Genomic DNA, 20,669 nt, shown 5'->3' with positions numbered 1-20,669 from the left:
TTACTTCTTTCCTCTATGTTGATCTTAGGTGTATTTACTCATTAGGGGCATACATCCCAGAGCTCGGTAGCTCAAACAGCTCTAAATCAAAATAGGTTACCGCAGCTAAAAAGTGATCAAATATATCAGCCATGATGTATTCATAATTTTGCCATCGCTTATCACTACTAAAGCAATACACCTCAATAGGAATTCCTTTTGCTGTAGGGGCCAATTGCCTTGCCATAAGCAACATTTCTTTATTGATAGCTGAGTGTTGCGAAATATACGTTTCCATATATTTTCTAAAAACACCAATATTAGTCATGTTGCGTCCATTAAGCAGAAGCTCTTTATTGACTCCAGATGTTGTATTGGAGATATTAATTTTTTCTTGACGATCAGAGAGATAGTTGGTGATTAGTTGAATTTTTTTAAGTTTTTCTATATCCTTAGGAAGTAAGTATTTGATACTGTCTTGTTTTATATACAAGGCTCTTTTGATACGTCTTCCTCCAGAGTCAGTCATTCCTCGCCAGTTTTTAAAGCTATCGGAGATGAGTGCATAGGTAGGTATCGTGGTAATGGTATTATCAAAATTTTGAACTTTGACGGTAGCAAGATTGATTTCGATAACATCTCCATCGGCGCCATATTTATCAAACGTAATCCAATCGCCTATACGTACAATATCGTTTGTAGCGACTTGAATACTTGCTACAAACCCTAAGATGGTATCTTTAAAAACAAGTATGATAATAGCAGAAATGGTTCCTAGTCCCGTTAGAAATTTCCATAAATCCATTTTTGTGATTACTGCAAATCCAAAAAAGATCCCAACAAACCACGCAAAAATCATAAAGACTTGAATATAACTGTCGATAGGCTTATCGCGAAGTTTTGGTTTGGTTTTAAAATAGCTTTTTAAGGTATTTAGTAAAGCGCGTGTAATACGTAGGACAATAACGATGGCTAATAATTGTAAAAATATAGTAGCTAAGTAATTTAATTTTGGGAAATCTTGAAAGATATATGGGATTGTCCAATAGGCAATCATAAAAGGGATTAAATGACCCACACGCCTCGGAACTCGATTCTCTATGAGTAGATCATCAAACTTTGTTTTTGAAGCTAGAGCTATACCACTAGAAAGCTTACGTAACACTTTTCGCGAAAGCAAATCTATCAATAATAGTACAAGAACGAGTAAAATGCATAAAGCGACTAGATTTGTGTATGACGCCCATGTGGGGGAAAACCCGTGGTCTAATAAAAAATTGTAGAGCCAGTGACTTGTTTGTTTCATAATAATAGATACGTATCGATACAAAAATAGTATTATTATGGGTTGGTTAGCGACAAGAATCAATACAACTGTAAAATAACGTACCCAATGTGTCATCATTTTTCTGAATTAAATCCAATCATCACAACACGTTTACAGCTGAGAGTACCTTGTAGGGAGGATAGGGAACCACTATTATTTATGCGTTCAGATCCTGAAGTAAACAAATATATTATGCGCAAACCTCCAATTTCACTTGAAGAAATAGATGTTTTTATTTCTGATCGATTAAAAGATAGGAAAGAAGGAAATAGTATTTATTGGGTTTTAGCCCCGAAAGAAGCTAGTTCAAAATGTATAGGTGCCATATCCCTTTGGCATTTTTCTGATGATCGAAAAACAGCTGAGGTGGGGTATGATTTGGATCCTACATATCAAGGAAAGGGATATATGAGTGAAGCATTAACCGCCGTGTTGGAGTTTGGTTTTAAGACGTTAGATCTTGCTACTATAGAAGCCTACACGCACGTAGATAATATCCCTTCAAGAACGTTGTTAGAACGGCATGCCTTTATGATTACCAATAAAAAAGATGCGAGTGTGCCTACCAATGTGGTGTATTCATTATCTGTCATTTAGTTTCTAGTATATTATGTTTTAACAGACACGTAAAGCAGTTTTAATGGAATATATCTTTTGTTTTCAAGTATCTTTGAATTTCATTCGTTATTGTACTTCATGAAAGAATTTGCACAACCATCTCCTCAAAAAGCGGATACTCAAAAAAAATCCAAAGTGACTATGGGGAAAGCCTTTAAAACCATTATTTGGCCTCGCCGTAAATTGGTTTTTATTGGGTTGTTTTTAATTTTGATAAGTAGATTGGCAGGATTTGTTCTCCCTTTAAAATCAAAAGAGTTACTAGATGAAATTGTTCCTAATAAGGACATGGATAGTCTATATAACTTATTATGGATGGTAGGTTTAGCCTTATTAATTCAGGCGATCACTTCTTTTCTATTAACGCGTATTTTAAGTGTGCAAGCACAATACTTAATATCAGAGTTACGTGCACAGGTACAAAAGAAGGTATTGTCTTTACCTATTAGTTTTTTTGATAATACCAAGTCAGGGGCACTCGTCTCTCGTATCATGACAGATGTTGAAGGCGTACGTAATCTCATAGGAACGGGGTTGGTACAATTAGTTGGCGGAACCATTACGGCGGTTGTTTCTCTTGTCTTGTTAATACGAATTAATCCTTGGATGACTTTATTTGTATTTCTTCCCGTTGCTATTTTTGGATATGTAGCCTTAAAGGCTTTTAAATATATCCGTCCTATTTTTAGAAATCGTGGAAAGATCAATGCTGAGGTACAAGGAAGGTTGACAGAAACCCTTGCAGGTGTTCGGGTGATTAAAGGATTTAATGCCGAAGATCAAGAAAATAAATCCTTTGAAAAAGGCGTTGATTTGTTATTTCAAAACGTCAAAAAGAGTTTGACAGCTACAGCGCTTATGACAAGTTCTTCTACGTTTTTGTTAGGCCTTGCTTCTGTGGGGATTATGGGAATAGGTGGGTACTATATGATTCAAGGAGAGATGACCACAGGGGATTTTTTTTTATTTACACTTTTACTCGGATTTATGATTGCCCCAATTGTTCAGATGAGTAATATTGGAAGTCAACTGACAGAAGCCTTGGCGGGACTAGATCGTACCGAAGAGTTAATGAATATGACCCCTGAGGATGAGTTAGGCGATCGAAATGTCGTCTTAAATGATTTCAAGGGAAATTTAAAGTTTGATAATGTTTCTTTTGCCTATGAAGAGGGAAAAGAAGTCATTCAAAATGTGAGTTTTAAAGCCTCTGCTGGCTCTGTGATTGCCCTAGTGGGAAGTTCAGGATCTGGTAAATCAACGATTGCAGGACTAAGTGCTACGTTTTTGACTCCCAATTCAGGAACTATTTACATCGACGGTCAGGATATTTCCAAAGTTAAACTGAGTAGTTTCAGAAAACACCTAGGCGTCGTTTTACAAGACGAGTTTTTATTTGAAGGCACCATCCGTGATAACATCTTATTTCCAAGACCTGATGCGAGTGAAGCGCAATTACTCCAAGCTGTAAAAGCAGGCTATGTGAACGAGTTTACAGATCGTTTTGAAGATGGATTGGACACTTTGATAGGGGAGCGTGGTGTAAAGCTTTCAGGTGGACAACGCCAGCGGATTGCGATTGCAAGAGCCATCTTAGCCGATCCTAAAATTATCATTCTTGATGAAGCGACTTCAAATTTAGACACAGAAAGCGAAGCACTGATTCAAAAATCGTTAGCCGAGCTTGTGAAAGACAGAACCACGATTGTGATTGCGCACCGATTAAGCACCATTAAAAAAGCAGATCAAATTTTAGTAATTGAATCAGGACGTATTGCCGAGCAGGGAACACATGAAGAATTAATTGCAAAAGAAGGAAGGTATTTTGATTTGTACACGTATCAGGCGAAGATATAATCGTGTCATTTATTGATATGCGATTTCGCGAACTTGCCTTGCTGGTAGGCAGGAGCGTATACATTGGAAATTAGAACAACGTAAACTGTCACAAAATTCAACAAAAAGTGTCTATTTTAGTACACACGAATCATCCTTATGTTGTTTGCACCTCAAATTCCAGAATTACAACGCCATATAGATCACTATTGGATTATTGATAATATTGCGCAGTTATTTCATGGTAATTCATCCTTGTATGCCTATCCTGGTATTACTCCAGATATGCTTATTGTTTTGGATGGATACTACACGATTGATTATTTAGGGAAAAGGTATACGTCTAGTAAGAGTCAGTTGTTTAGCTTTCTTCATAAAGAAGTCGTGATGGATTTGACGCATCTCAAATCCTGCATCATTATTAAGTTCAAATCCAGAGGGCTTTCTTCCTTAAAACCCTTTATGGATCAGAAAACGGATGCGCTAATGAAAGATTCTGTAGCCTATGCAGCTGATGTTTTTGACACGAATATCGAATCTTTTATTACCCATTTGAAAGGACGCTCTGTCTCAGAAATTGCCAGTGAGTTAGACCAGTGGTTGTTTAGGCATTATCAAAAAGAACGCGAAGGATTTGTGGTTCAAATGGCACAAGAAATTAGTCCAAGTTGTGACCTGAAAACAATTATGGAAGCGACTAACTATTCATATTCCACTTTAGAGCGACATTTTAAACGGGATACGGGTTTAACTCCTAAAAAATTCCAATCCTTGCAACGGTATAAACAAGCGATACGCGAACTCTGTACCACGCAAAATGCAGATTGGCAGCATTATATCGAGGCATACGGGTATTACGATCAAAGCCATTTTATTAAAGAAATTAAGCGATATACCTCGTTTACACCTGCTCAATTATTACAAACTCCATCCTTTATACAAGTCCGTCCGAACTATTCATGACGAATTTTTACAATGATAGCTTTCGCGAAAGCGGCATCTTTGCAAAAAAATAAATAAATGACCATTAGATATTACATTTTATGTTTGGCTTTCTGTGTAGTAAGCTGCAAGAGTCAAAAAGCAACAGTTGATTATACAGGATCGCCAGATGAGGTACTCACACGTATTTTACAAGAAGAAATAAGTACCCTTGAATCCAAACCACATGGGGTTTCTCTCACGGTTATCTCCCCTCAATTAGGTATTGATTTTTCGGGTGCTGCAGGATATGATAGTACAAATAACAACCAATTATTGACTGCCAATCAACCCTTTCGAATCGCAAGTTTAACCAAAACGTTTGTGGCGACTAGTATATTACGCTTGCGCGAAAAAGGACTCGTAAACATAGACGCTCCCATCACAGATTATATTTCTAAAGCGCATATTAATATTCTTGAAAAAGGTGGTTACGATCCTACTAAAATCACATTACGTCATTGTATGATGCATACCAGTGGTCTTTTTGATTATGCGGAAGGAAATAGGGACTATATTGCCGAAGCAGCTAAAGACCCAGACAAACGATGGACACGTACCGAACAATTACAATGGGCAATGGATCACGGAAGCCCATACGGAGCTCCTGGAGAAGTACATCATTACAGTGATACAGGATATATTTTACTTGGCGAGATCATAGAGAATACTATGAAAACAGGTCTTGCAGAGGCCATGCGCGAATTGTTACAGTTTGAGGCACTAGGAATGTCTTCTACATGGCTAGAGTCGCTAGAAGATCGCCCTGAAGGATTACCAAGATCTGTTAAACGCTATTTAGCTGATATAGATGCGTCCTCTTGGGATAACTCGGTAGATCTTTATGGCGGTGGGGGTTTACAATCCACCACTAGAGATTTAGCCACTTTCTTGCAAGGCTTATTCTCCAATCAAGTGTATGAGCAACCAGAAACCTTAGCTGTGATGCTCTTAAAATCAGAATATACAGGTGATCCGTTAGCTGAATATCGGTTAGGTCTAGGGTATATCAAAGGAAAAAAGTCGGGTGTTGAGGCCTATATGCATTCAGGCTTTTGGGGCACCTTATTTATACATTTTCCTGCGTATAATTGCTCTATAGCCATCAATCACACGGTCGATGAAAGCAATGGGGCTCTTCAAAAAGTGGTTGATTATATCCAGTGGCTAGACAAAGAACAGTAAGGATAAATAATAGTTCATTCTGTTCGAAATCTGCGCTCGAGTAAGGCTTGCTTTAGCTGAATAGTGATGTTTCAATTAAATAAACCTTCTTAGTTATGATCAGCCATAGGTTAAATAATAAATGTAGGTGTTCGTTATTAATATTCTTTATATCAGAGTTATAAATAAAATAAAGTATTACGTTTAAAGTTTATTTTATTCCACGCATAATGTCAAAGAAATGTTATAAGTTATTTATTTTGAATGTAGTTTCTTTAGATTCGTATGATGAATTATATATTTTCGTGACAACGAACCCTTAACTTTGAAAAATGCGTATACTACCAACAGCCATCGTGCGACCTACCCTATACCTGATAAGTTTTCTATTTGTGATTTCCTGCAAAGAAGTTTCATCTACAACCGTTGAGAAAGAACCTATTCAACAAGAAGTTCTATTTGATCAGGAATTAGCCGCAAAACTTAATACCATGGCTGAAGTAGATCAGCTATATGCAGGGATTCCTCAAGGAAAACATGAAGGCGATTGGGATACATGGATGGTGTTAAGAGACAGTGTGAATAGGTCCCATCAAAAATTTCTCAAAAGCATTATCGATACCATCGGATATCCTGGGTATGATAGGATAGGAGAAGCTGGAGAATCTGACTTTTGGGTAATGGTACAACATTCAGATTTTGATCCTGCTTGGCAAGAAGAAGTACTGGCACTTTTAATCGTGGAGGCTAAAGCAAATAATGCATCTTCAGAGCATGTAGCACTGCTTACAGATCGTGTACGAGTGAATACGGGAAGGCCTCAATTATACGGTACTCAACGTCATTTTAACGACCTTCAACAAGCGTATATCAAAAACCTAGAAGATCGAGAACATGTCAATGAACGTAGAGCAGCATTAGGGATGGAGACTTTAGAAGAGTACCTTAATGAAGCGACTTTGTTACATTTTGAGATGAATAAGGAACAATTTAAAAAAGAAGGCATCACTACGCCCATATTATACCCTGTTCCGGAATAATACTATTTTAGTCGTGCCCGACTAAGACATAAGACCGCTTCGCTTTTAGACATAAGACGTAAGACCTAATTGTTAATGACTTGACAACTAATTATAAATATATATAATTTCTTTACCTATCGTTTAAAGTATTAATATCAAGGACCCCCGGTTTATTCATAAAAAAAAGCCTGCGCAGTGCTATGTATATATAGTCCTAATAAATGTGTATGCACTTTAATCGGACATTGATGATAGCATTTAAAATAATATTTACATTGGCATAGTACTTGATTTGAAGTCTGCAACCATTCAAAGCTTCATTTTTAAACCATCATCATGAAAAAAGCCATTCTAGTAGGACTCCTTTGTCTTTATTCCATTTCTTATTCTTACGCACAAAAAATTCCCTTTGTTAGGGTAAATGACAAACCCTTAGGTCTTTCTTCTTTAGATATAGACGTAGTAGTGACGGGTAATATAGCAACCACGACCTATGATATGCTTTTTTATAATCCTACTGATGCGATTCTAGAAGGACAATTAGATTTCCCATTAGGCGATGGATTTTCTGTATCTCGGTTTGCATTAGATATCAACGGAAAATTACGCGAAGCTGTGGTGGTCGATAAAGAATTAGGGCGTGTTGCTTTTGAAGCAGTGGTACGTAGACGTGTAGATCCTGCATTACTCGAAAAGGGAACAGGAAACAATTATAAAGCACGTATTTATCCCATACCTGCAAAAGGATACAAACGCATTGTGCTAGCATATGAGCAAGAATTGAAGGTGGTAGACGGGAATCACTACTATGATTTACCCCTCGCATTTGAGAATACATTAGAAAATTTTGATCTGGCCATTACCGTATTTGATCAAAAAACAAAGCCCATTATCGAAAAAGGAGCCATCCGCGGACTTGGTTTTACGCCTTGGCAACAAAATTTTAAAACTACCCTTCATAAAGAAAATTTCACTCCAAATTCGCCATTACGTATTCAAATCCCTATTGAGAAAACAGCGATAAAACAGTTGCGGGATGAAGAGTATGTATACGTATACACGACGCTTCGTAAAGAAAAACGACTTCGACAGCCACCTAAAACGATAACGCTATTGTGGGATGCTTCATTAAGCATGAAGTCTAGAGACATAACCAAAGAACTCGCGCTTTTAGACACGTATTTTTCTAAGCTTTCTACGGTAGATGTAGCACTTGTTACCTTTAGTAACACGGTAAGATCTAGCACGACATACACTATAAAAAACAATCAATGGGATGGTCTAAAAGAAGCTTTAGAAAATACCGTCTATGATGGAGGTACCGACTATTCTATACTAGATACCACAACTCTAAAAGGAGATGCTATTTTGTTGTTTACAGATGGGATGCACACTTTAAGTCAACTAGAGCTGTATTCCCAATCACCAGTTTTTACGATTAATAGTTTGGTGAAAGCAAATCATCAAGCATTACGGACGCTAGCAGATACGACCAACGGAGGTTATATAAATCTTATAGACACGGATACGAAAGAAGCACTTACCGTACTTACAGATTTGCCTTTCCGCTTTCTCGGATATACCTGTAGTAATGCTTCGGCGCAGGTGTATCCTAACACACCCGTTACGGTGACCAATGATTTCTCTGTTGCCGGAAAGGGATTTAAAAATGGCGACCGTATCACCTTACAGTTTGGATATGGTAATAAAGTTTTAAAAGAAGTTGTGATTCAAGTGGATGACGCTTTCGCGAAAAGCGATATCATCAAACGCCTATGGGCAAAAGAAAAGCTTCAAGTACTGGCTCAAAACGTCAAAAGAAATAAGGAAGCCATTACACAACTAGGCACTGAGTATCAATTAGTGACTGATTATACCTCACTAATTGTCCTAGATGACGTTATGGATTATGTGCGTTATCAAATTACACCTCCAGCAGAATTAGTAGAGGAATATAATCGTATCGTATCGGAGCAGAAAAGCGTGGGGGGAGAAGAATTAGCTAAACGTACCGAGGTAGCATCTAATGCACGTCGTCAAGCATCACAAAGGAGGGCAGACAGCCCAAGCGAAGATGTTCTTGAAAACTTACAAGAAAACACAGAGGTTTATAACATGAGTGCGCCACCACCTCCAATGGCATCTGATATTATCGAAGTGGTAGAAGACATGGAGATTGTGGAAGGATTGCCAGTAGCATCTCCTTCAGAATCAATAATCACTGAAGATGAAGTTCAGGAGCAACAAAGTCAATCAAAATACAAAGGGAAACTCGAACTAAAAGACAGAACAATCAACACGCAATATCTTAACGAATTACGAGAAATTAAGAATGCCGATAAAGCATACGAGTATTATCTGATACAGCGTACATCGTATCAAGAACAACCAGCGTATTTTATAGATGTAGCTACCTATTTTAAGGATACCTTCAACCATCAAGTGTACGCAAGGCGTATCGTCTCTAATATTCCTGAACTAGATGGTGATAATTACGAACTTTTAAAAGTGTTTGGTTATCAAATGCAACTAGAAGAATCCCATGACATTGCCGCGTATATTTTTGAGCGTATCTTAGAATTACGACCCGAAGACTCACAATCCTACCGTGATCTTGCTTTGGCGTATGAAAACATAGGGAAATGTCAGGAAGCTCTAGATTTACTACTTTCTATTGTTGATGGGACGATTTATAAAAATAACAAACGACGCGTTTTTGAAGGTGTGAAAACCATTTCAGAAAATGAAATTAAACACCTTATTAGAGAATATAAAGATGATCTTAAGCTAGATAGCGTTTCCAATCATTTGAAAGATCTAACGCCTATGGATGTACGTGTCGTTATCGATTGGAATCACAACGACACTGATATCGATTTACACATTATAGATCCTAATTTGGAGGAGTGTTATTACAGTCATAATAAAACCACTATAGGAGGGAGGATGTCACAGGATATGACGCAGGGGTTTGGTCCCGAAGAATATTCAGTGCAAAAAGCCATAAAAGGCGATTATTACGTAAAAGTCCGCTACTATGGAGATAGCTATCAAAAAGTGGAAAATCCTACATTTATGAAGGTAACGATGTACACCCATTATGGAACGAATAAAGAAACCAAAGAGACACAAATCCTACGGCTCACTAGAGCAGACAATGAACAATTGCTTGCAAAACTTACGTTTTAGATAACGAAGTAGAGTTTCAAATTTAGTTTCATGAAAGAAATCTCCTCGTGCTAAGTGTAAATGATTCAGTAAAACAAAAATACCCGCATATCGATACATATACGGGTCTTTTTTTTTATATTTAAAACTATTTAATCGCTTTGATATCAGAATCTCCGCGAGAACTTTGTCTTACTTTTGAAGGATTCCCTGCGTAGCGTAATTCACTATCACCACTTGCGGTAGCATCTAGCATATCGGTAACCGTAAGCGTGGCTTTGCTATCACCAGATAAAGTCACTGTGAGATTTTGTACGGTAAATTCTTTATTGACAAATTCGCTATCAGATTTTAAATTCATGGTCATCGTATTGGCGGCTCCAGAAAGTGTAATCTTCGCATCTGATTTTCCGTTAATGGATAAATTATTAGCAGTCACAGTTCCTTTAAATATGGCATCACCCTTACAGTCTATACGAACCGTATCTGTTGTAAGAGGCGTATTCAAGGTAATAATAGCATCAGATGAAGCTGCAAAATCTGTAATCATAGCCGTGGAAATGTCTACATCAAGAATCATTCTTCCTCTAAACCACGTATTCTTCTTCAGTCGTAAGAAAAGCGTGTTTCCTTCTTTGTAAACAGCTACATAATCCATAAGATTGCTATTTGCTTTTACGGTAATGGCCTCTTCTCCTGCAGCTAATGTAAGATTAACGTTAAAATCACTGGCCACGTCTAGTTTACTGTAATCAGAAAAATCAAAAGATTTTGTAGTAGTATCACTAGAGAGTTTTACTTGTTGAGCTGTTAGGTGGGTTCCTATAAAAATAGTAAGGATACAAACGATGATTGATTTAGACTTCATAATTGTTGTTCTTTAGATGGATGTTTGATGTTGATTTGTAATAGAGACCGTACATAAACACAACTGTTACAGTTTTAATGCAACAGCGTTTTTATATGCTTTCGCGAAAGCGTATAAACAATCACAACAAATCCTGTCCAAAGAGTTACTAATATGGGAGAACCTAGGATCCAATACGTATCAAGCACTCCCATATTAAGCAATGTATTCATCCCGCCAAGAACTATAAAAACATCAATGAATGTAGGTGCGATAAAGAATAAAAGGAACCATAGGAATCGTCTTTTTGTTGGGGTGATGTACGCTTTATATAATGGATACGTACAAACGAATACGATTAAAATGGATCCTAAAATCCAAGCTAGCGTGTCATTATCCATAAAATATTTTAGTGTATAAACTTCATCTCCACCACCCATCGCGACAGCTGTTAGAATACGCGCAAAAGGCAGATTTGCAAACACAAGAGCATATCCTACCGATTTTTGAGAGCTTGTATTTGTTTGTTTTAGTAAAGAAACGCCCCACCACATCATACTAAATGAGAATAGCGGCCCTGCTAAGGTTGCCATAAATCCTAAGTCTTGGGATACTGCACAGGTATCACATAATCCCCAAGCATTAAAATCACGTTGTCCCCAACACCCACATAACAAGCGCCCAATGGAAGTATGCACGATTTCATGAGCTTCGTGCATGATAAATAGCAACGCTAAGAACGCAACACTATTTTTAATTGTTAGTTTTAATTCTGGTGTATTTGAATGCATATTTTGGTCAACAGTTTCCATGAAGATACAAGGGTATATATGTGATTATTGATTTTTTACAAGACCTTCTGATTGCTGATCTATAGGTAGAATTAATTGATAGTCATACCCATCTATTAAAGATTTTATACGATGATAATCTCCATCTGTTGGAAGTATGACGTTTCCATTTTTGATATCATTTCGTATGCTTTTTAAATCAATAAGCGTCCATTGGTCTCTTTTGGCAAGACCCATAAAAAGTTGTAATCTGTTGTAATAATTAGGATACTTTTCTAAATAATCTACTTCATTTCCTTCACTATCTATATAATACCGATGCCATGAATTAAGGATTGTGGCTTGTGTCCCGTTTTGAGTAGCAATTTGTGTAATGAGATCTCCAAGATCATAGCAATCGTTAGTTAGTATTTTTGAAGCGTGTAAACCACCAAATTTTAAGAGTACTTTTGGTTCTTTTTCCTTCTCTAGGGCTTTTGTATACTGTGTCATAAAATTGGTGCGCATATAACTGATGCGATCTGCATGAGAGTCATTACGCCAACGAGAATAGATATCCCAGCTTATTTCTAAGTCTTTAATGATTTGATCTGTATCTGTCCTGTTTCGAAAATGGGATAGATATTTTTGTACAACACTATCTTTTTGGATTTCTTCAAAAAAATCAATCTCAACATTATCATCAGCATTTTTTTCATACCATTTTTTAATAATAGCTTTTACCTCCTTATTTGTAGTTTCCAGATTTTTATACTCGGGGCTGTTTTCTTCAAATGAAAGTAATTCATCCATAAAATATTCGGTGGCATAGAAATATTCCTGATCAAGCCCCCATAACTCCATGCCTAGACTCCGTGTCGTTTTCAAGAACTTGGCGTCTGATGTAGCTCTAAAAAAAGGAATAGGAATTTCGTGGTCTTCTTTACCAGCATATTCTTCAGTAAACGCTGTAAGATTCTTTTTTGTGTCTTCTATTGGAGTACTTAATGCTACCAATTTTTTTGCAGAATGTGGTCCGACTTCTACGGCAAAATGTTTAAATCCTGTGGTATTTAGCATCGGGAGTATGGCATCTACAAGTTGAGAAGTAGCTTCAGAGTCATGGCGCTCTCCCAGCATCACAAATTGCGATGTGGCTATTAATTCCTTCCATACGGCAAGACCGTTGCCTTCTATATGTCCATCGTTAATGGTGAAGTAAGTTGTTTTTTGTGAAATATAGTCTTCACTTAGAGGAATGCTATTGACTTTTGTAGTAGGATTTATGACTGGTGTTTCATTAGAGGTACACGCTAATACAATTAGGATAGGTAAGAATTTAATGATTGTTTTCATGATAAGTTCGTTTTACACAAACCTATAGAATTATAGGGGGTTCATTATTGATATTACATCAAACCTATATTTTATATGATCAAATGGTAGAATTATACTATCAATAGATTTGTTGTGTGTATTGTAGGGTTGGTATAAAGAAATCTAGCATTGGTATGGAATTACCATAGTCATACGCTTCAAACACTTAAATTTGTTGTATGGAACCTATCAAACAGAAGTGGCGATATCACGCATTACTTATTTTCATAATCATTGCATTAGATTTATATGGTGATTATGTATATCTCAATAAACCAGGGTTTGTAAGTAATTTTTTATATCCAGGGTTTTTGTATGTATGTTCTATGTATTTTTCTTTTTTTTCTATATACTATATTAATTTTAGATGGTTATCTCCTTTTACGCTTGTTAAAAAGCGCTATTTTGGATATGTCATAGGCGCTATAGGACTTGCATTTTTATTTGCGGGAATACGTTATCTATTGGAAGAAGTCGTTATTTTTTCTATGACGGGAAATCATAATTATGCGGACCAAACTAGGGTTTTTGGCTATTATGTTTTTGATAACACCTATTATTCAATTAAAGCTATATTATTTAGTACCACGTTGTTTTTGTTATTTCGATTTATAGAAAATAAAGCAAAGCTATTTGAACTACAATTAGAAACTAAAAAAACCGAATTACGTTTTTTAAAATCTCAATTAGAACCTCATTTTTTGTTTAATACGCTAAATAGTTTTTATTCAGAATTAATTGAAAGCCAACCCGAAACAGCTAAAGATATCCATAAGTTATCAGAGCTATTACGATTTGTAACCTATGATTCACAAGAGGATTTTGTTTCTTTGGAAAAGGATTTGAAATTTATTGAATCTTATATTTATTTTCATAAGAAACGTTTTGAAACCAATTTTTTTATTGATTATACCTTTACAGGAACAGTGGCAAATCAAAAAATACCTGCTATGGTTTTAATTCATTTTGTAGAAAATGTGTTTAAACATGGAATTATACATGACGCCTCTGCTGTCGCAAAAATCAACATTAGGATTGACCAAGATAGCATGACGATATATACCAAGAATAAGATTAATACATCAGAAAACTATACGCAAAACGGAATAGGATATACGAGTTTAAAACGTAGATTGGATGTTTTATTTGAAGGAGAATATATTTTAAAAAACAAACAAGAAGATTCTTATTTTGAGGCTTCATTACAAATCCCACTATGAGTCATATAAAATTAAAATGTCTTATTGTAGATGATGAACCACCTGCAATTAGACTTTTAGAAAACTATACAACTAAGGTTTCTTTTATTGAAAGTGTTCAAAGCACAACAAATGCCATAGAAGCATTACAATTTATTGAAACTCAAGAAATAGATGTTGTTTTTCTAGATATCCAGATGCCAGGCCTTTCCGGGATACAGCTCTCTAAAATAATTAAAGGAAAGACTAATATTATCTTCACAACAGCTTATTCTCAGTTTGCACTAGAGAGTTATGACCTTAATGCGGTAGATTATCTCTTAAAGCCCTTTGAATTTGAACGTTTTTACGAAGCTGTTCTTAAAGTGAAACAGCATATAAATAACAAAGAAGTAAAAACCGATGCAAATACTTTTGTATTTGTAAAAACCGATGGGAAGAATAATTTTGAAAAAATATACAAAAATGATATTTGTTATATTGAAGGATTAAAAAACTATGTAGCTGTTCACCTCATTGACAACATGGTTATTACGTATAATACATTAAAACATATCGAAGAATCATTAGGGAATGATCATTTTGTGAAAATCCATAAATCCTATATCGTCGCTATAAAACATATAGTAAAAACAGATTCGTTATCAGTATATGTCAAAGAAAAAGCGCTACCGATCGGTGATACCTATAAAAAACAATTCTTTGAAAAGATTGAAGGTTATAAACTATAAGTAGCATACTTTTTTATGAGTAAGGAATGATTTTTGATATATTTTTCATAAATCCAATGTTATGAAAACGCGTATTCTTATTTGCCTTCTCCTTTTTTCTTTTTCTCAAATTTCCTTCTCGCAATCACGCTCAGAACGCAAAGCGTTGAAAAAAGAAATGGACACCAAAGCTTATGAGCAAACGAAAGCACTGCTAGATAATGGCACTTTTTTCTTTAATGCTGAATGGATGCTTCCTCGGGATGGCACACAAGTACTTCTTATAAACAATCCTGGCTTTATTAAATTTTATGACGCAGCAAAGATCGATATGTACCTCCCATATTTTGGAATTATTCGAATTGGCGGTGGATTAAATCAACCCGCTGCGATACAGCATAAAGGAGAAATAAGTTCTTTTAAAATCACTCATAACGACACCAAACGTGTTTCAATTATTTCTTTTACAGCCAGCGGTACTATAGAACAATATGATGTTACTATAAAAGTATATAGTAATAATACAGCGACGATGTTTGTGAATAGTACAAAAAGAGATGGGATTCGATATAGGGGAGTGGTCACTACCTTAGAAGAAGCGCTATCAACCGAAAAGTAAAACTCATGCCTCTGAAGAAATAACAGAATCCTTTATTGGTTGCACCTCAGAAGGTTGTAAGTTGTTTAGATGGATGTTACCAATACGTACACGTACGAGTCTCAGTGTGGGATATCCCACCGCTGAGGTCATTTTACGTACTTGCCTAAACTTTCCTTCTTTTAGAATCACACGTATCCAAGACGTAGGCCCATGGCGATCATCACGTAGTTTTTTAGAACGCTCAGGAAGTAGGGGAGTGGTCGTTAGTTTTGATACTTCACATGGTTTGGTGCGGTATTTTTTACCATGTAACCCTATGTCTACGCCTTTACGTAAACGTGTAATTGCGTCTTGGTTAATTTCACCATCTACCTGAGCAAAATATTCTTTTTCTATTCCTGAACGATTAATGGTATCACTTAGTTTACCATCCGTTGTCAGTAAAAGGAGACCTTCTGATTTTTCATCCAATCGCCCTATGGCCATGACCCCTTTCGGGAAATCATATAATGAACTCAAAAACTTCTTTTTACGTGATTGCCGCTCGTCGTTACTTAGCATCTGACTAATATAGCCGTACGGTTTATAGAGTTTAAAATGAGAATGGCTCGTTTCTGACATTATGGAATACCTTATCAATTATTCTTACGAATCAATAGCTAGCATTAAAATTCCATATAAGAATACGACTTTTTTTGTTGCCTTGTTCCATATTAACAATGGTATGAAATGCATCAAGCTTATTTAACTGCTTTGTGAGTTTAGGAAGATGTTCATTTTTAGAAATCAAGGTGGTAAAATGACCTACTTGCTTTTTAAACGCAACACTTTGCTTGATCATTCGCTTTACAAAAAGTGCTTCTCCACCGTTACACCATAACTCATTTGAGATCCCTCCAAAATTACGCTTTGTGTCTTTACCAAGATGTAATCGTTTATTTTTTTGTCGATTGACTTTTTTAGCTTCTTCTTCAGAACCAAAAAACGGAGGATTACACATCGTAAAGTCAAAGTACTCGCCTGGGTTGATGATCCCTTCAAAAAGATAGGCTGGGTTGGTTTGTAGGCGTATATCAATATCAGAATCAGCTTGAGACTTCGATGCATTTTGTCTTGCAATTGCCACCGATACCTCACTGATATCTGCCCCAACCATACTCCATTTGTAGATATGGGTTGCTAGTAAGGGATAAATGCAATTGGCACCTACTCCTACATCCAACCCTCTACAGGATTTCTTAGACCCCATAAGGTCTGCTATGTAATGTATATAATCAACTCTACTGGGAATAGGTGGGCAGAGATACCCTTTTGGAAGATCCCAGTGTTTAATTTGATAAAAATGAGCTAATAGTGCTTTATTAAGTGCTTTAACAGCCTCAGCATTCGAAAAATCTATGGTTTTTGTTTGGTGCTCATTTACAAATACATATTCGCTTAAAGCAGGAGTACACGCTTGTAATTGATCAAAATCGTAAGAAGTCGTATGTTGGTTTTTTGGATGCAAAATAATTAGATTTGGGTGAGACAAAGCTAGACAAACTATAGGTGCTTTATACCTGATGAAGATACTTTTCGATAACCATTGAAAAAATATCGTCTAACTCCACAAATGAGTTAAAAACTCTTACATAAAGCAATCGAAAAGCTTCAATCTTATGGGTATTTATGCATTTTGCTTTAGGTTTCTCACATTAAAATGATAGAAAGTCTACTGGAAAATATGCTTTAAATTGTCAAAACATATCTGATTTTCTATAAATCCTTAAGGATTATGTAATATAAGTTATACGCTTTCGCGAAAGCGTACTCATAAAATGAAAAAATGATTTAGAATTACTGATTAAAACCAAAAACAGAAACCTTCCCAATCGGCTATACATTTTAGTGCTTTTCTCCAGGATGGTATGTTTTTTCAGCCCTTTTTAAAACATCTTCTTTATAAAAAGCCACTTCTTTAAATTTCCCGTTTACGTAGGGTTCGATTTGATCATCAAAATGTGGAGAATCGGGATCACCACTTTGCCCTCCTGCAAGACTTGTCTTTGCTTTCACTTTATCCCCAAATTCGACGACAGCTACAAAACTATTACCACGTGTGCCGTAGATCTTCTTCGTATTATTAGTATAACGTTCCCCATAAGCTGCCAGAGCTCCCCAACGTCCTGAAGCGAGGCCTACTGGCGTACTTGGAAGGTTGTCATTAAAGGGTTGTCTAATATCACCGTTAATTCGTTGAAAACGATTCACCTCTCCCCAAGCAATAAGTGCAGTTCCAAAGTCAGCTTCCAGACGTGCTACTACATTTTTAAATAGTTGTAGGCGCTCTTCTAGTGGAGACTGTGATCCAAAATAGGAGAGAAGCTCCATCGGAGTCAGGCGTTGTTCTGGACGTTCTCCACTGGTCAGATATTCGGTTCCATAGTAATGTGCTAAGGTCATTGCTTTAGACGTTACTGAGGTTCTATAATCCCAATTTCGAAGTTCTTCTATAATAGCACCCATTTCTTGGGTGCCTCCTAAGGTATCATAAGCTTCAACAAGGCCTGGAATAAGGGCTTCAAAAGCAGGTAAATAGGGATCGTATCCTAATGCAATAAGGCTGTCTATGGTATAATTCTCTCCTTTTTTGAGAAGCTCAATCGCATGTACCCCTCTAAAATTCTCTCTGTCGATAGACATATAGTTAGGATAGTCTTCTTTTTTTGGACTGAACTCTAATGCGGCAGTAAAAGGGGTGGAATTACAGTTTTGTAGCCACCCATTTTCAGGATTTAAGAGCATAATTGTTTCGTCTACATCATGTAACCCTTGCCAATCTGTTTTTGGATTACTTCCATCCACAGGTTGTGTATAGTCAAAAGAAGTATCGCGTTTAGGAATATAATTCCCATGGAAATAGGCAATATTACCTTCGGCATCGGCATACACGGTATTGTTTGAAGAATTGGTGCGTATATCCATCATTTCTCTAAATCCCTTATAGCCATCTTGCTTGGTTCTAATATAGGATTGTTCTAATGCTTTTACGGGTTCCCACATGAGCGCAGAAGCGACCCATTGTCCGTCTTTAAGGTGGGTGATAGGACCGTGATGAGTTCTGTAGGCAGGAAGTACTTTTTCTTTTAATTGATCGCCATCTTTGTAACGAATCGTCATTTCATACTGTGTGACAGGTCTTAGTTCATCTCCATATTTGTAAACAAGATCTCCATTGGTATCTTTTTGAATGGTTTCTACAAATTCATCAATTACATCGGTATAGGTAGAGGTGTGCATCCATCCTGTTTTTTCATTGAATCCTTGGTACACAAAAAACTGTCCCCATGTCACCGCACCATAGGCATTTAATCCTTCTTCGCTTACCACGTGGACTTCTCCTCTAAAATAAAAAGAGGTATGCGGATTGATCAATAGTAAAGGATTTCCAGAGGCGGTCAAATCTCCAGAAATAGCAATTCCATTGGAGCCTTGGGGTTCTTGCATTTCTTGCGCTTGAAGCAATGCTATTTCTTGTGTTTTTGGAAGTGCCATACCACCTTCATACATAGCTTTTAGCTTTCTAGCGGACACTCGTTCTATATCACCACCTATCGATCCTTCGCTAAAATACATAGGCATCCATGGTTCAAAGTGGGTGAGTAATCTAGGGGTTACTTCAGGATGTGTCTCCAAATAATAATTAATACCATCGGCAAAGGCGACACATAGTTTTTTAAGCCATTCGGGACTGCTTTCATAATTAGCAATTGCTTCTTCTTGTGTCATGTAGAGACGAGCACGCACATCGCTATAAATCGCATCTTCACCTTCTACCTCGGCAAGACGACCTGTCGCCCATATATAATTTTGCTCTACGCGATTAAAATCATCTTCACTTTGCGCATAAAGTAATCCAAAAACAGCATCTGCATCGGTTTTTCCATAAATATGGGGGACGCCAAAATCATCTCTGATAATCGTCGTATTTGCTGCGTGTGCTTCCCAACGTTTTTGTTCGTCAGTTTTGGTAGGTTCTGTTTTACAGGAAACAATAATTAAAAAGGAAGTGAAGAGAATGAGTGAGTGTAATCACATGGTTATGTGTGATTTAATGAGGTGATGATGATTTTATATGCTTTCGCGAACCTGCCTCGCCGGCAGGCAGGAGCGTATACTAGATTAATCTAATAAGTCGTGAATCCCTTTTTCTAAGGTATAAAGTGTTGTAATTTCTTCTTGTGATAAATGTTTATTGTAGATAGAAAGCTCATCCATGAGTCCGATATATCCTAATCCTAGATAGATATTAGATTTCTCTACATCCCACGTAAAAGGGTCTTTGATGTCTTTTCGAATGCCTTTTAGTTCGCCATTCATGTACAAAGCTGCTTTTCCTTGATCGGTGTTTAAGCCTGTATAATTAATAAGAATGTGTGTCCAAGTTCCTTTAGCAAATGGTGGGTTAGAAACTGGGATTAATTGCTTATTGAAAATAGGATTTTCGTTATCAGGTCCTTCGGGAGTAGGATTCCAACTCGTACGATCTCCAATCACACCGAGTCTAAAGTCTCTTGGATTTTCTTTTGTAAAATCGACCCAAATGGAAGCATCATTGTAACTAACATCTGTAATTTGAATAGGATCGCAATAGCCAGGATCAAGATCTGTAGCAGGGTCAAGGCTTAACCAAAATGAAACAGCGCCTTCCCAATTTTTGGTATTGTAAGCAATATTGTTTTTACTAGGGTAGTAGATGTTTCCTTTGCTGTCTTCTGTAAATAAAAGCGCATCTCCATAACGTCCTGCTCCTTCTGAGATGCGTATGCCTGGCTTGTGTAATCCTATTTGCGCAGAGTCTCTAGCCTTTCTATTTGGGACAGAATACAATAGCGAGTCTCCTAAAGCAAAATCTGCATGTACGCCATTGTCAAAAGAAGCATAGAGGGTTAATGCATTTTTTAAGGAAGTTTCTGAGGCATTTATTTCTTTAGTAATAGGAGTTGCCGTATTGTTTTTTGTGGTTTCGGTTTTACAAGAGATACCTGTGATTACTATCAAGGTGTATAAAAATAACTTACGAAAAGTAAA

Annotated in this window: 17 protein-coding genes; 9 read left to right on the top strand and 8 right to left on the bottom strand. The window is 36.6% G+C overall.

Going from position 1 to position 20,669, the window contains the following annotated elements:
- Positions 1-34: 34 nt before the first annotated feature.
- Entirely contained in the window at positions 35-1,285 is a 1,251-nt protein-coding gene (locus tag ACFO3O_RS19590) for a mechanosensitive ion channel family protein (protein ID WP_379982120.1), read from the bottom strand.
- 87 nt (positions 1,286-1,372) lie between these two features.
- On the opposite strand from ACFO3O_RS19590, the gene ACFO3O_RS19585 reads away from it, so the two are divergent.
- From ACFO3O_RS19585 to ACFO3O_RS19560, 6 genes are all read left to right on the top strand, one after another.
- Positions 1,373-1,903, top strand: a complete 531-nt coding sequence (locus ACFO3O_RS19585; RefSeq protein WP_379982005.1) for a GNAT family N-acetyltransferase — start codon at positions 1,373-1,375, stop codon at positions 1,901-1,903.
- Positions 1,904-2,002: 99 nt separating this feature from the next.
- Positions 2,003-3,781 carry an ABC transporter ATP-binding protein gene (locus tag ACFO3O_RS19580; RefSeq protein WP_379982004.1) on the top strand — a complete coding sequence of 593 codons (1,779 nt, stop codon included), beginning with the start codon at positions 2,003-2,005 and terminating at the stop codon, positions 3,779-3,781.
- A gap of 138 nt (positions 3,782-3,919) precedes the next feature.
- Positions 3,920-4,723, top strand: coding sequence for an AraC family transcriptional regulator (locus ACFO3O_RS19575; RefSeq protein WP_379982002.1), 804 nt, complete (start codon positions 3,920-3,922; stop codon positions 4,721-4,723).
- 57 nt (positions 4,724-4,780) lie between these two features.
- On the top strand, positions 4,781-5,926 hold the full coding sequence (locus ACFO3O_RS19570; protein WP_379982000.1) for a serine hydrolase domain-containing protein: 1,146 nt from the start codon (positions 4,781-4,783) through the stop codon (positions 5,924-5,926).
- Between the two features lie 311 nt (positions 5,927-6,237).
- On the top strand, positions 6,238-6,945 hold the full coding sequence (locus ACFO3O_RS19565; RefSeq protein WP_379981998.1) for a DUF6624 domain-containing protein: 708 nt from the start codon (positions 6,238-6,240) through the stop codon (positions 6,943-6,945).
- 318 nt (positions 6,946-7,263) lie between these two features.
- Positions 7,264-10,116, top strand: coding sequence for a VIT domain-containing protein (locus ACFO3O_RS19560; protein ID WP_379981996.1), 2,853 nt, complete (start codon positions 7,264-7,266; stop codon positions 10,114-10,116).
- 127 nt (positions 10,117-10,243) lie between these two features.
- Here ACFO3O_RS19560 and ACFO3O_RS19555 read toward each other — a convergent pair whose 3' ends face one another.
- The 3 genes from ACFO3O_RS19555 to ACFO3O_RS19545 all read right to left on the bottom strand — a co-directional run bounded on the left by ACFO3O_RS19555 (position 10,244) and on the right by ACFO3O_RS19545 (position 13,068).
- On the bottom strand, positions 10,244-10,963 hold the full coding sequence (locus ACFO3O_RS19555) for a head GIN domain-containing protein (RefSeq protein WP_379981994.1): 720 nt from the start codon (positions 10,961-10,963) through the stop codon (positions 10,244-10,246).
- Positions 10,964-11,037: 74 nt separating this feature from the next.
- Positions 11,038-11,754, bottom strand: a complete 717-nt coding sequence (locus tag ACFO3O_RS19550; RefSeq protein WP_379981992.1) for a hypothetical protein — start codon at positions 11,752-11,754, stop codon at positions 11,038-11,040.
- Between the two features lie 24 nt (positions 11,755-11,778).
- Positions 11,779-13,068, bottom strand: coding sequence for a hypothetical protein (locus ACFO3O_RS19545; RefSeq protein WP_379981990.1), 1,290 nt, complete (start codon positions 13,066-13,068; stop codon positions 11,779-11,781).
- Positions 13,069-13,268: 200 nt separating this feature from the next.
- On the opposite strand from ACFO3O_RS19545, the gene ACFO3O_RS19540 reads away from it, so the two are divergent.
- The 3 genes from ACFO3O_RS19540 (at position 13,269) to ACFO3O_RS19530 (ending at position 15,617) form a co-directional block, all read left to right on the top strand.
- Positions 13,269-14,309 carry a sensor histidine kinase gene (locus tag ACFO3O_RS19540; protein WP_379981988.1) on the top strand — a complete coding sequence of 347 codons (1,041 nt, stop codon included), beginning with the start codon at positions 13,269-13,271 and terminating at the stop codon, positions 14,307-14,309.
- Positions 14,306-15,019 carry a LytR/AlgR family response regulator transcription factor gene (locus ACFO3O_RS19535; protein WP_379981986.1) on the top strand — a complete coding sequence of 238 codons (714 nt, stop codon included), beginning with the start codon at positions 14,306-14,308 and terminating at the stop codon, positions 15,017-15,019. Before ACFO3O_RS19540 ends, ACFO3O_RS19535 begins: the two co-directional genes overlap by 4 nt.
- Before the next feature lie 61 nt (positions 15,020-15,080).
- Positions 15,081-15,617: a DUF4251 domain-containing protein gene (locus ACFO3O_RS19530; RefSeq protein ID WP_379981984.1), complete on the top strand. Its 537-nt coding sequence runs from the start codon at positions 15,081-15,083 to the stop codon at positions 15,615-15,617.
- A 3-nt stretch (positions 15,618-15,620) separates the two neighbouring features.
- Here the strand turns inward: ACFO3O_RS19530 and ACFO3O_RS19525 are convergent, their stop codons facing one another.
- From ACFO3O_RS19525 to ACFO3O_RS19510, 4 genes are all read right to left on the bottom strand, one after another.
- Complete coding sequence (locus ACFO3O_RS19525; protein ID WP_379981982.1) at positions 15,621-16,220, bottom strand: pseudouridine synthase; 600 nt, start codon at positions 16,218-16,220, stop codon at positions 15,621-15,623.
- Positions 16,221-16,251: 31 nt separating this feature from the next.
- Positions 16,252-17,106: a 23S rRNA (adenine(1618)-N(6))-methyltransferase RlmF gene (gene rlmF, locus ACFO3O_RS19520; RefSeq protein WP_379981980.1), complete on the bottom strand. Its 855-nt coding sequence runs from the start codon at positions 17,104-17,106 to the stop codon at positions 16,252-16,254.
- 377 nt (positions 17,107-17,483) lie between these two features.
- The gene (locus tag ACFO3O_RS19515; protein ID WP_379982118.1) at positions 17,484-19,637 is read right to left on the bottom strand and encodes an acylase; all 2,154 of its coding nucleotides are present in this window, start codon (positions 19,635-19,637) and stop codon (positions 17,484-17,486) included.
- A gap of 123 nt (positions 19,638-19,760) precedes the next feature.
- The gene (locus ACFO3O_RS19510) at positions 19,761-20,639 is read right to left on the bottom strand and encodes a LamG-like jellyroll fold domain-containing protein (protein WP_379981978.1); all 879 of its coding nucleotides are present in this window, start codon (positions 20,637-20,639) and stop codon (positions 19,761-19,763) included.
- Between the last annotated feature and the right edge of the window lie 30 nt (positions 20,640-20,669).

It is taken from the genome of Dokdonia ponticola (genome assembly GCF_042653865.1).
In the GTDB taxonomy this organism is placed as follows: domain Bacteria; phylum Bacteroidota; class Bacteroidia; order Flavobacteriales; family Flavobacteriaceae; genus Dokdonia; species Dokdonia ponticola.
Note: the sequence above shows the minus strand (reverse complement) of the source record. Positions and strands in the feature narration are given on the sequence as shown.

Coding starts and splice junctions, on each gene's coding strand:
- ACFO3O_RS19590 (WP_379982120.1), bottom strand. CDS start 1,285: ATGAAACAAACAAGTCACTGGCTCTACAATTTTTTATTAGACCACGGG.
- ACFO3O_RS19585 (WP_379982005.1), top strand. CDS start 1,373: ATGTGTCATCATTTTTCTGAATTAAATCCAATCATCACAACACGTTTA.
- ACFO3O_RS19580 (WP_379982004.1), top strand. CDS start 2,003: ATGAAAGAATTTGCACAACCATCTCCTCAAAAAGCGGATACTCAAAAA.
- ACFO3O_RS19575 (WP_379982002.1), top strand. CDS start 3,920: ATGTTGTTTGCACCTCAAATTCCAGAATTACAACGCCATATAGATCAC.
- ACFO3O_RS19570 (WP_379982000.1), top strand. CDS start 4,781: ATGACCATTAGATATTACATTTTATGTTTGGCTTTCTGTGTAGTAAGC.
- ACFO3O_RS19565 (WP_379981998.1), top strand. CDS start 6,238: ATGCGTATACTACCAACAGCCATCGTGCGACCTACCCTATACCTGATA.
- ACFO3O_RS19560 (WP_379981996.1), top strand. CDS start 7,264: ATGAAAAAAGCCATTCTAGTAGGACTCCTTTGTCTTTATTCCATTTCT.
- ACFO3O_RS19555 (WP_379981994.1), bottom strand. CDS start 10,963: ATGAAGTCTAAATCAATCATCGTTTGTATCCTTACTATTTTTATAGGA.
- ACFO3O_RS19550 (WP_379981992.1), bottom strand. CDS start 11,754: ATGGAAACTGTTGACCAAAATATGCATTCAAATACACCAGAATTAAAA.
- ACFO3O_RS19545 (WP_379981990.1), bottom strand. CDS start 13,068: ATGAAAACAATCATTAAATTCTTACCTATCCTAATTGTATTAGCGTGT.
- ACFO3O_RS19540 (WP_379981988.1), top strand. CDS start 13,269: ATGGAACCTATCAAACAGAAGTGGCGATATCACGCATTACTTATTTTC.
- ACFO3O_RS19535 (WP_379981986.1), top strand. CDS start 14,306: ATGAGTCATATAAAATTAAAATGTCTTATTGTAGATGATGAACCACCT.
- ACFO3O_RS19530 (WP_379981984.1), top strand. CDS start 15,081: ATGAAAACGCGTATTCTTATTTGCCTTCTCCTTTTTTCTTTTTCTCAA.
- ACFO3O_RS19525 (WP_379981982.1), bottom strand. CDS start 16,220: ATGTCAGAAACGAGCCATTCTCATTTTAAACTCTATAAACCGTACGGC.